Source organism: Georgenia wangjunii, from assembly GCF_036421975.1.
Taxonomy (GTDB): Bacteria; Actinomycetota; Actinomycetes; order Actinomycetales; family Actinomycetaceae; genus Georgenia_A; species Georgenia_A wangjunii.
The window spans coordinates 555973-567212 of sequence record NZ_JAZGON010000001.1 but is presented as its reverse complement, the minus strand read 5'-3'; the positions used below and the strand labels follow the sequence as shown (position 1 = coordinate 567212).

Here is an 11240-nt window from a genome sequence, read left to right as displayed (position 1 = left end):
CACCCGGGGGCGGCAACTCCGGGCGGGAAGGGACATGCGGCACCCATCGGTCTACGGTCCTGCCATGACTTGGTTCTCATCTGAAGCTCGGTTCATCCCCCGCGCCGACATCGAGGCGCTGTGCGAGCGGCTGCTCGCCGAGGCACGCGAGCGCCTGGGCGTCGCGGAGCTCCGGCGGGTGCTCCTCCTGCCCCCGGACCTCACGCGCGCCCACTCCGGCTCAGGTTGGATCACCGAGCGGCTCTACCAGCTGCTCGACGCCGAGGGCGCGGAGGTGCACGTCATCCCCACCCTCGGGCAGCACGTGCCGCACACCCCGGAGGAGAACCGGTGGATGTTCGGCTCCATCCCGGAGGAGCGGATCCACGCCCACGACTGGAAGAACGGCGTGACGAACGTCGGGACCGTGCCCGCCGAGGTCGTGCGGGAGGCGACGGGCGGCGCGGTCGACTGGGAGATGCCGATCGACCTCAACACGATGCTCGTCACCGAGCAGTGGGACCTCATCATCAATGTCGGTCACGTCGTGCCCCACGAGGTCCTCGGCTTCGCCAACCACAACAAGAACTACTTCATCGGGCTCGGGGGCAAGCGTCTCCTCGGGGCCTCGCACATGGCGTCCGCCGTCTACGGCATCGAGAACAACCTCGGCAACCTCCTCACCCCGGTGCGGGCGTGCTTCAACTACGCCGAGGAGCACTTCCTCGCCGACCTCCCCGACGTCTACCTCCAGGTGGTCATGGACTACGACGACGACGGGAACCTCGCCCACACGGGCGTCTACGTCGGCGACGACCTCGAGACGTACTACGACGCCGCCCGAGCGAGCCTCGCGCAGAACATCACGCAGTTCGACGAGCCGGTGCGCAAGGTCGTCGCCGTCATGCAGGCGGACGAGTTCCGTGCGACGTGGGTGGCGAACAAGGCCGTCTACCGCACACGGATGGCCATCGCCGACGGCGGTGAGCTCCTCGTCATCGCCCCCGGCGTCGAGCGCTTCGGGGAGCAGCCGGAGGTGGACGCGCTCGTCCGCAAGTACGGGTACATCTCCCAGGCGGAGGCGGTGCGGCTCTACCAGAGCGAGCCGGACATGCAGGACATCCCGCACGGCACCGCGCACCTCGTCCACGGCTCGTCCGAGGGGCGTTTCACCATCACCTACGCGCCGGCGCGTCTCAGCCGCGAGGAGATCGAGTCCGTCGGCTACGGCTACATGGACCTCGCCGAGGCCCTCGAGCGCTACGACCCCGCCGTCATGAAAGACGGCTGGAACACGATGCCCGACGGCGAGCAGGTCTACTACATCTCGACGCCGTCGGCCGGGCTGTGGGCGACGCGCGAAAAGCTCGAGCAACGCGCGGAGCACGAGCTCCGGCACTGACGGCCACGGCCGGGACCCTCGGGCGCCCGGCCGCGGTCCGTGCCAGGCCGTCCTAGCCGAACGGCTCCCCGCGGCGGCGGGCGGTCGTGTCCCGGACGACGAGCTTGACGGGCAGGAGCAGCGGCTCAGCCGTGGGCCTCGCCCCGCCGATGACGGCGATGAGATTGCGCGCGGCCGTACCGCCGAGCGCCTGACGGGGGCTGGCGACGGTCGTCAGCGCCGGGTGCACGAGCGCCGCCATCTCGGTGTTGTCGAACCCGACGACGCTGACGTTGGCGGGCACGCTCAGCCCCATGGCCCGCACGCCGCGGACGAAACCGACCGCGACGAGGTCGTTGTACGCGAGCACCGCGCTCGTGGGCCGCTGCGCCCAGAGCCGGGCGGCCTGCTCGCCCCCGGCCACCGTCGGGGCGACCGGGCCCACGCGCCGGACCCGGAGCTCGAGCTCGAGCGCGGCCTCCCGCAGGCTCCGCCAGCGCACCCCGTCCGCCCAGGAGGCGGCGGGCCCCGCGAGGTAGGTGATGCGCTCGTGCCCGAGGGTCCCGAGGTGCTCGGCAGCGCGGCGCGTGCCGCGGGCGCTGTCGGTGAGGACGCTCGGCAGGCCGCGGACGACCCGGTTGAGGACGACGGTCGGGCGCTGCTTGGCGATCGCCCGGATGCCTGTCTCGGACATCCGCGGGCTCGTGAGGAGGATCCCCTCGACGGAGCCGAGGATGCGGTCGAGAGCCGCACGTTCACGCTCCTCCGACTCCTGCGTGTCCGCGATGAGGAGCGTGTACCCCATCTCGATGGCCGCCTGCTCCGCCCCGCGGACCACCTGAGCGAAGAGCGGGTTCGTGATGTCGGCGACGAGGACGCCGAGCAGGCGCGTCCCGCGCAGCGGCGCCGGCGCCCGGTTGCCGTGGTCGAGCCGGTACCCGAGCCGTTCCGCGGCGTCACGGACGTGCTGCGCCGTCGTCGCATTGACGCGGCCCGGCCGGGCCAGTGCCCTGGACACGGTCGACGCGGCGACACCCGCCTCACGCGCGACGTCGTAGATCGTCACGCGACGGGGCATACCCTCAGGTTCGGACCCCATGGCCGTGACGCTATGCGCGACTGGCAACCCGTGGCAACCAGTTGGCCCCGTCGCGGCCGTGGTGAGACAAAGGGGCGTGGCCGCGCGGTCCTCGCACCGCCTCCGGCGCCAGTCCATGAGGCACGAACGAGGAGGCACCGACGTGAGCAACGACCTGGGCGTGGACGCGAGCATCGACCGCGTCGCCACCCTCCTGGCGGGCCGGGCCCCGCTCGGAGTCGCCTACTCGGGCGGGGTGGACTCGGCGACGCTGCTCGCGCTCGCGGTCCGCACGCTCGGTGCCGGCTCCGTCGTCGCCATCCTCGGGGTCTCGCCCTCCCTCGCCACGGACGAGCGGACGCGCGCGCACACGACGGCGGCCAGCATCGGAGCGCGGGTGGTCGAGGTCGTCACCCACGAGGGTGACTCACCGGCGTACCGCGCCAACGGCCCGGACCGGTGCTTCCACTGCAAGGACGAGCTCTTCGCCCGCATCTCCGACGAGCTCGTGGCCGACCTCGCCCTCGCGGCCGTCGCCTACGGCGAGAACGCCGACGACGCGCTCCGGCCGGACCGGCCCGGCTCCCAGGCGGCGACGAACCACGCCGTCCTGCGCCCGCTCGCGGAAGCGGGTCTGACGAAGGCCATGGTCCGGGCGGTCGCTCGGGCGCTCGACGTGCCGGTCGCGGACAAGCCGGCGGCGCCGTGCCTCGCCTCCCGGATCCCGCACTTCCAGGAGGTCACCCCCGACAAGCTCCGCCAGGTGGACGTGGCCGAGGCGGCCGTGCGCCGGCTCGGCTTCGCGGACTGCCGCGTGCGCCACCACGGGGACGTGGCCCGGGTCGAGCTCCTCGCCGCGGACATCCCGCGCGCCGCCGAGCTGCACGAGGCCCTCCACGCGGCGGTGAGCGCCGCCGGCTTCCGCTTCGTCGCGCTCGACCTGCGCGGGATCCAGTCCGGTGCGTTCACCCTCCCGCTCGTCGCGGTGCGCCCGTGACCGGGAGACCCGGCGACATCCCCGACGTCGCCAACCTCGACCTCGGCCGCGAGGCCCGGCGCGGGTACCCCGAGGCGATCCTCTGCGGCCCCAAGACGCCCGAGCAGGTGGGTCTCATCGCCGCCGAGATCGGGCGGACCGGTACCCGGGCGCTCTTCACGCGCGCCGAGCCGGATCACGCCGCCGCCGTCCTGGCGGCGCTGCCCGACGCCGGCTACGACCCGGCGGCCCGCCTCCTCGCCTGGCCGCCCGAGCCGCCCGAGCCGACCGGCGGCCTCGTCGTCGTCGTCAGCGCCGGCACGTCCGACCTGCCCGTGGCCCGCGAGGCCGAGCTCACCGCGCAGCACCTCGGGCGTCGCACGGAGCTCGTCGTCGACGTCGGCGTCGCCGGTCTCCACCGCGTCCTCGCCCGTCTCGACCTGCTGCGCTCGGCACGCGCCGTCGTCGTCGCGGCGGGGATGGACGGTGCCCTCCCGAGCGTCGTCGCGGGCCTCGTCTCCGCGCCCGTCGTCGCCGTCCCGACGTCGGTCGGGTACGGCGCCGCCTTCGGGGGGCTCGCTCCGCTGCTCTCCATGCTCAACGCCTGCTCGCCCGGCGTGGCGGTCGTCAACATCGACAACGGGTACGGTGCCGGCCACCTCGCGGCCCAGATCGCCGCCTCCCACGACTAGGACGGTGTCCGGATCGTGATATGGCAACTCGTGGCAACAACTATCCCCGGGTCACCCGTGGCTGGCTGAATGACGTGTGTCACCTCCCGGCGCCCCGACCGGATCGCTCGTCATGAGCGGCGTGACAGCTCCGCCGGTCACGAGCCGGGGGACGCGCATCTGGGACACCCACGGTTCCCAGGACGAAACGCCGAGTGCACCGCCGAAGGCGCACACCAGCAGAATGGACCCACACACATGAGACGCACCAAGGCCTTCACGATCATCTCCTCGGTCGCCGCAACTGGCCTGCTGCTCGCCGCGTGCGGCGGCGGCGACGACGCCGCCGAGGGTGGCGACGGTGGCGACACCGCAGCGTCGGACGGGCGCACCATGCGCCTCGCGCTCAACCAGACCGAGGAGCACCCCTCCTACATCGCGCTCGAGAACATGGGTGCGGCTGTCGAGGAGGCCACCGGCGGGCGCTGGAGCATCGACGTCTACCCCAACGAGACCCTGGGCGCGCAGGCCGAGGCCCTCCAGCTCGTCGGCGACGGCTCCGTCGAGATGGCGATCGTCTCCGGGCCGCAGCTCGAGAACCTCAACGAGGACTTCGTCGTCTTCAACCTCCCCAAGGTCTTCGACGACGTCGAGCACCAGATGCGCGTCATCCACGACCCCGAGATCACGGGCGACCTCTACGCCTCCCTCGAGGAGTCGAACAACGTGACCGTCCTGGGCGGGTTCACGCAGGGCGCGCGCAGCATCTACACGACGTTCGGACCGGTGGAGACGCCGGAGGACATGGCAGGCACGAAGCTGCGCGTCCAGGAGTCGGACCTCCACATCGCCATGGCCGAGGCCATGGGCGCGTCCGCCACACCGATGGCCTACGGCGAGCTCTACACCGGTCTCCAGTCGGGCGTCGTCGACGCCGCGGAGAACAACGAGGTCTCCTTCTTCACGCAGCGCCACTACGAGGTGGCCCCGCACTGGTCCTACACGAACCACCTCGTGGGCCTCGACTACCTCATCATCAACGCGGACGTCCTCGGCGAGATGTCCGAGGAGGACCGCGCTGCCTTCGACGAGGCGTGGACGGCCGCGCACGAGGAGCACACGGAGCTGTGGGCCACCGCCACGGAGGAGGCCGTCGCCGAGGCCGAGGCCGGCGGAGCCACCTTCTCCGAGGTGGACGAGGAGGCGTTCAACGCCGTCCTCGAGCCGCTCGCGGACGAGTTCATCACCAACGAGAGCCAGCAGGCCCTCTTCGACGCGGCCCGCGCCGCGGCCGAGTAACGCACCAGTCCCCGCAGCCCCGCCGGGCGCGCACGCGCCCGGCGGGCAGGAAAGGAGGTGAGGAGACATGGACACGGTCAAGAAGGTGCTCGACACCGCCCTGGCGTGGTTCACGATCGTCCTGTTCGCGGTGCTCGTCGCCGTCGTCGTATGGCAGGTCGCCAGCCGCGAGCTCGTCGGCGACCCGAGCACGTGGTCCGAGGAGGCAGCGCGCCAGCTCTTCGTCTGGCTCGGGCTCCTCGCCTCCGCGTACGTCTTCGGCCAGCGCGGGCACATCGCGGTCGAGCTGCTCGTGCGCAAGCTCCCCGAGTCCGCCGAGCGGGTCGTGGCGATCCTCGTCCAGGTCCTCGTCCTCGCCTTCGCCCTCGTCGTCCTCGTCTGGGGTGGGTGGCGCGCGTCGCAGGGCGCGTGGAACCAGAACCTCAGTGCGCTGCCCTTCACCATCGGGCAGATGTACCTCGCCCTCCCCGTCGCCGGCGTCCTCATCTCCCTCTACAGCCTCTACTTCGTCGTGCAGATGCTGCGCCGCGAGGAGGACCCGTACCTCGACGTCTCGCTGCCGCCCGAGGCGGCCGGCCACACCGACGCCGACGGCACGGTCCACGACGAGGGTGGGCCTGACCACGTCGACGGCCTCACCCCCGAGCCCGGCAGCGGCACCCCCCGCGCGGGCCGCAGGAAGCGCCGCGGTGCCAGCGGGTCCACCACCGACGACGACACCCGGGAGCCGTGATGGAACCGTCGACGCTCGCAGGGCTCATCCTGCTCGGGGGCATCGCCCTCGGCATCGTCATCAGCCTCCCGATCGCAGTGACCGTGGGCCTGACGACCCTCGTCGCCGCCATCCCGCTGCTCGGCGCCGAGCAGGCGGTGCTCGTCACCGCCCAGCGGATGTACACCGGGATCAACTCGTTCCCGCTCCTCGCGATCCCGTTCTTCGTCCTCGCCGGCGTCCTCATGAACAGCGGCGGCATCGCCGGCAGGCTCATCGACGCGGCCAAGGTCGTCGTCGGGCGGGCCCCCGGCGGGCTCGCCCAGACGAACGTCGTCGCGAACAGCATGTTCGGCGCGGTCTCGGGGGCCGCGGTGGCCGCCGCAGCCGCTGTCGGCACGGTCATGCAGCCCCGGATGGCCCAGGACGGGTACGACCGGCGGTTCTCCGCCGCGGTCAACGTCGCCTCCGCCCCTGCCGGCATGCTCATCCCGCCCAGCAACACCTTCATCGTCTACTCGCTCGTCTCGAGCACGTCGATCGCCGCGCTCTTCATGGCCGGTGTCGGTCCCGGGCTCGTCTGGATCCTCGCCTGCATGCTCGTCGTCTACTTCTACTCGCGCCGCCAGCCCGGGAAGATGAAGAGCGCGGACCGCGTGAGCCTCGGGCAGGGGGTCAAGGTCATCTGGCGGGCCGTCCCATCCCTGCTCATGATCGTCATCGTCGTCGGCGGCATCCTCGCCGGGGTCTTCACCGCGACCGAGTCGGCGGCCATCGCCGTCGCCTACTGCCTCGTCCTGGGCATGATCTACCGGGGCTTCAGCCCGAAGGACCTGCCCAGGCTCCTCCTCGAGGCGGGCCAGACGACGGCGATCGTCATGCTCCTCGTCGGTGTCTCGACGTCGCTGTCCTTCGTCATGTCCTTCGCGCGGATCCCTGACGTCATCTCGGACGCGGTCCTCGGGTTCACCGACAGCCCGACGGTCATCCTCATCCTCATGATGATCATCCTGCTCGTCGTGGGGACGTTCATGGACCCGACGCCGGCGATCCTCATCTTCGTGCCGATCTTCCTGCCGATCGTCCAGCAGTTCGGGATCGACCCGGTCCACTTCGGCACGATGATCGTCTACAACCTCAGCGTCGGCGTCATCACGCCACCGGTCGGCAACGTCCTCTTCGTCGGCTCACGCGTGGCCGGGCTGCGGATCGAACCGGTCATCGCCAAGCTGTGGCCATTCCTCTTCTCCATCATCGGTGGCCTCTTCATCGTCGTGTTCGTCCCGCAGCTGTCCCTCTGGCTGCCGACAGCGATGGAGCTCGTCAACCCCTAGCGGGGTGGCGGTACCACCGACTCACGCCACGGGGCGGTGACCGAGAGGTCACCGCCCCGTTGGCGTCCGTCGGCCCGACCGCGTGCCCGCCGTGCCCGCGTGCCCGTCACGGCACGAGGAGGTAGGCCCCGGCGACCGTCGTCAGCGCCAGCACGAGGCGCTCGAACACGGCCTGGTTGATCCGCCGCGCGATGCGGCGGCCCACGAGGGCACCGACGACCACCGCGGGCGCGAGCACGGCGTCGAGCCGCAACGACGCGGCGTCGATGAGGCCGAGGGAGACGGAGAACGGGATCTTCGCGACGTTGACGACGAGGAAGAACCACGCCGCGGTACCGAGGAACTGGTTGACCGAGAACCGCGACGCGAGGAAGTAGAGGGACATGACCGGCCCGCCCGCGTTGGCGACCATCGTCGTGAACCCGCCCAGCACGCCGTAGGCAGCGCCTTCGACCCGTCCTCGGGCCCGCGTCCCGCTGCCGGGTCTGCCGGCCCGCGTCCCGCTGCCGGGTCTGCCGGCCCGCGCGGGGCGCGCCCGGGCCCACCGCTGGGTCAGGGTGACCGCGACGAGCGCGAGGAGGATGACGCCGATGATGCGGCGGACGGCGGCGTCGTCGGCGACGGCGAGGAAGAGCGTCCCGAGGAGCACCCCGGCGACGACGGCCGGCACGAGCCTGCGCAGGGTGGCCCAGTCCGCGTGCCGCCGGTAGATCCGCACGGCGAAGAGGTCCCCGAGGACGAGCAGCATGAGGAGCGTCCCGGTCGACTCCCGAGCCGGGAGGACGGCGGCGAAGACGGCGACGGTGATCGTGCCCGCACCCGGTGTCGCGGTCTTGCTCAGCCCGATGAGGGACGCGGCGAGCGCGAGGAGCGTGAGGTCGAGGGCGGACAGGTCGGGCACGGTCGAAGGGTGTCACGCCGGACGCAGCGCGGCCCCCGGTCCACGAGGGACCGGGGGCCGCGTGCCCGCCTCAGGGGCGGGGCCGCTCACTCGGCTGTCGTCAGGCGGCGGCCCGGCGACGGACGGCGACGGCTGCGCCGCCGGCGACGAGGGTGAGGGTGATGAGCGCGAGCAGGCCGATGTCCGCTCCCGTTCTCGGGAGCTGGCCGCCGCCGGGGGCGGTGGGACCGGCGCCCGGCTGGGGCGTCGTCGCGCCGTCGGTCGGGTCCTGCGTCGGCTGGACCGTCGTGGGGGCGTCGGTCGGGTCGACCGTCGTCGGGACCTCCGTCGTCGGCTCGGGGGCCGGGGTCGTCGGCTCCTCGGTCTCGTCCTCGTACGTGAGGCCGTAGCCGAACGGGTAGAGCGCGCCGTCCTCGGTCTCGTCGTAGCCGGGGGCGTCGCTGTCCTGCTCGATGACCGCCTCGCGCGTGCCGGCCAGGGCGAACGGCATCCGGCCCTGCGGGGCGTAGTCACCGGTGAGGACGTCCATGAGCGCGGTGTCGCTCATGCCGAAGCCGGCGAGGATGGCGCCCGCGTCGCGCAGGCCGCTGTCCTCGTCGAGGACGTACGGCTGACGGAAGTACACGTGGAGGATGACCTTGCTCGGGTCGTCGACCTCCGCCATGACCTGCTGGATGGTGTCGAGCGAGGGCACGACCTCCCACGACTCCGCCGCCTCCATGCCGGTGAAGTCGAGGATGCTCGACTCCCACGGGTAGGAGCCGCCGAAGCGCAGGCCGTTGTCGGTGCAGCCCGTCACGGCCTCGTCCCAGCTGCAGACGTCGGCGGCGCCCCACAGGCTCGCGCCGTCGAGACCGGGCAGGCCCGGGATGATGCTCGGGTTGACGCCGTGCTCGGCGTCGAGGCCGGACTCCGAGCTGTTGCTCACGTAGCCCGAGCCGTTCGTGCGGGCCGTCATCGAGATGAGGACGTAGTCGCTGCCCTCGGCGCTCGGGCGGGTCTCGCCCTCCTCGGCGTTGCCGTCCGTGACGTCGAACCCGTAGGAGGCGACGGTCTCCTCGGTGAAGTCACCGAGGATGTAGACGTCCGAGTCGTCCGCGAGGGGCAGCACGGGACCGTCCTCGGTCTCCTCGTTCTCGAGGAGCACGAGGGACTTGCGCTGCGCGTCCAGGCCGACCTCGCGGTTGGCCTCCGAGCCGATCGTCGCGGTGGCGACGTCCGGGTCGACGTAGGGGTTCTCGAAGAGACCCATGAGGAACATCGGCTCGAGCAGGCGCTCGGCCGCGAGGTCGATGCGCTCCTCGGAGACGAGGGGCGCGTCGCCCTCGACGAGGTCGATGATCGTCTGGACGTTGTTGAACCCCGAGAGGGTGTCGGTGCCGCCGTTGATGGCCGCGGCCACGCGCTGCGGCACGGTGGCGTCCTCGAGGCCCCAGGCGCGGTCGTTGATGATGCCGGTGTCGGAGTTGACGTAGCCGCCGAAGCCGAGCTGGTCGCGCAGGAGGCCGTTGACGATGGAGTCGGAGAAGGCGAAGCCGGTGAGGGGATAGTCCGCGCCCTCGTTGCCGATCTCGGGGACGTCCACCGGCACGCCGTAGTACGGCATGATCGAGGAGACGCCGGCGTCGATGGCGGCCTCGAAGGGCAGCATGTGCTCGGCGAAGAACCCGCCCGGGTAGACCTGTGCCTTGCCGAAGGCGTAGTGCGGGTCGAGGCCGAGCTCCTGCGGGCCACCGCCGGGGAAGTGCTTGAGGGTGAGCGCGACGCGCGTCTCGGGGCTGAGCGCGAGGCCGTTGTCGTTGTTGCCGACGAGGGGGCCCTGCAGCGTCTCGACGAGGGTCTCCATGATCGCCGCGGCGTGCTGGGCGTCCTCGGTGAACGTCTCGTGGGTGCGGTACCAGCGCGGCTCGGTGGACAGGTCCGCCATGTAGCCGTACATCCCGCGCAGGCCGATGGAGGCCCACTCGTCGCCCATGACGTCGGCGAAGGCCTCGACCGTGGCCATGTCACCGGTCGTGGGGTCCTCGCCGGTCGCTGCCGCTTCCGCGCCCAGCGCGGCGGCCGCGATACCGGCCTCCTTGGGGAAGGCGCTGAAGGCGCCGGCGGACTCGTTGATCCCCGCGCGGGCGTCGGGGTCGATGTGGTTGCGGGCGTTGGACTTGAACAGTGCCGGGATGCCGAGGCGGGTGGCCTCGCTCATCTCCTGGACGGCGTTCGTGAAGGTCGCGGCCTCGGCGGGCGTGACGGACGTGGAGGCCTGGAAGCCGCCACCCGTGGCGCCGCACTGGGCCTCGTCCGGTCCGGTCACGGTGTTCCGGAAGACGAAGCGGTGCATGTGCTGGTTGTTGATGAAGTTGTCCGCGGATGCGGGGACCGTCCCACGCTCGCCGTCCTCGCACGCCGCGTTGAGCGTGTCGATGAGCATGAGGCCGGCCTTCTCCTCCAGCGTCATCTGGCCGACGAGGTCGGTGACGCGCTCGGAGACGGGCAGGCGCCAGTTCTCGTAGTCGTCGAGCTCGCCGTCGTCGTCGAGGTCGCGGAACTGCGCCCCGTCGACCGTGATGACGTCCTTCACGCGCGACTCGACCTGCGCGGCGGCGTCGCCGCCGGGCACCGCGGCGGGCACCGCTCCCGCGCCGGCGGCCATCGCCACCACCAGTGGGAGGCTGAGCGCCGCGCCCCCCAGGGCGCGTGCTCTCGTGGTTCTCTTCATGCTCGTCTCCTTCGACTCGACCAGCGCGCGCCCGCCGTGGCGGCGCGCAGGGCGCGCGCACGCCGGCGCGGCGCCCGTTCTTCATGGACGAGCCTCAGCGTGGCGAGGATCACGGGGGAAGCCGAGGTGTTGCCACTTGTTGCCGGTTCGCCCGTCCGGGACGGGCTGGCGCAACCATGGGAGCCGGCAACCGCCG

Annotated in this window: 9 protein-coding genes; 6 read left to right on the top strand and 3 right to left on the bottom strand. The window is 71.8% G+C overall.

Annotated features, from left to right (window positions below; translation table 11 throughout):
• The first annotated feature begins 64 nt into the window (after positions 1-64).
• A complete protein-coding gene (locus tag V2J63_RS02575) occupies positions 65-1381 on the top strand; it encodes a nickel-dependent putative hexonate epimerase (RefSeq protein ID WP_331229412.1) in 1317 nt (438 codons plus the stop codon).
• A 52-nt stretch (positions 1382-1433) separates the two neighbouring features.
• On the opposite strand, the gene V2J63_RS02570 is transcribed toward V2J63_RS02575, so the two are convergent.
• Positions 1434-2426, bottom strand: a complete 993-nt coding sequence (locus V2J63_RS02570; protein WP_331229411.1) for a LacI family DNA-binding transcriptional regulator — start codon at positions 2424-2426, stop codon at positions 1434-1436.
• Between the two features lie 148 nt (positions 2427-2574).
• Here V2J63_RS02570 and larE point away from each other — a divergent pair, with 148 nt between their 5' ends.
• The 5 genes from larE (at position 2575) to V2J63_RS02545 (ending at position 7430) form a co-directional block, all read left to right on the top strand.
• Complete coding sequence (gene larE / locus V2J63_RS02565; RefSeq protein ID WP_491062007.1) at positions 2575-3435, top strand: ATP-dependent sacrificial sulfur transferase LarE; 861 nt, start codon at positions 2575-2577, stop codon at positions 3433-3435.
• Positions 3432-4106, top strand: a complete 675-nt coding sequence (larB, locus tag V2J63_RS02560; protein ID WP_331229409.1) for a nickel pincer cofactor biosynthesis protein LarB — start codon at positions 3432-3434, stop codon at positions 4104-4106. The genes larE and larB overlap by 4 nt, the downstream gene beginning before the upstream one ends.
• A gap of 237 nt (positions 4107-4343) precedes the next feature.
• A complete protein-coding gene (locus V2J63_RS02555) occupies positions 4344-5384 on the top strand; it encodes a TRAP transporter substrate-binding protein (protein ID WP_331229408.1) in 1041 nt (346 codons plus the stop codon).
• Between the two features lie 67 nt (positions 5385-5451).
• Entirely contained in the window at positions 5452-6117 is a 666-nt protein-coding gene (locus V2J63_RS02550) for a TRAP transporter small permease (RefSeq protein ID WP_331229407.1), read from the top strand.
• On the top strand, positions 6114-7430 hold the full coding sequence (locus V2J63_RS02545) for a TRAP transporter large permease (RefSeq protein ID WP_491062006.1): 1317 nt from the start codon (positions 6114-6116) through the stop codon (positions 7428-7430). The genes V2J63_RS02550 and V2J63_RS02545 overlap by 4 nt, the downstream gene beginning before the upstream one ends.
• A gap of 106 nt (positions 7431-7536) precedes the next feature.
• Here the strand turns inward: V2J63_RS02545 and V2J63_RS02540 are convergent, their stop codons facing one another.
• Together V2J63_RS02540 and V2J63_RS02535 are read right to left on the bottom strand one after the other, a co-directional pair.
• The gene (locus tag V2J63_RS02540) at positions 7537-8331 is read right to left on the bottom strand and encodes a sulfite exporter TauE/SafE family protein (RefSeq protein ID WP_331229405.1); all 795 of its coding nucleotides are present in this window, start codon (positions 8329-8331) and stop codon (positions 7537-7539) included.
• Positions 8332-8431: 100 nt separating this feature from the next.
• Positions 8432-11044: a glycoside hydrolase family 3 protein gene (locus V2J63_RS02535; protein ID WP_331229404.1), complete on the bottom strand. Its 2613-nt coding sequence runs from the start codon at positions 11042-11044 to the stop codon at positions 8432-8434.
• Positions 11045-11240: the final 196 nt, after the last annotated feature.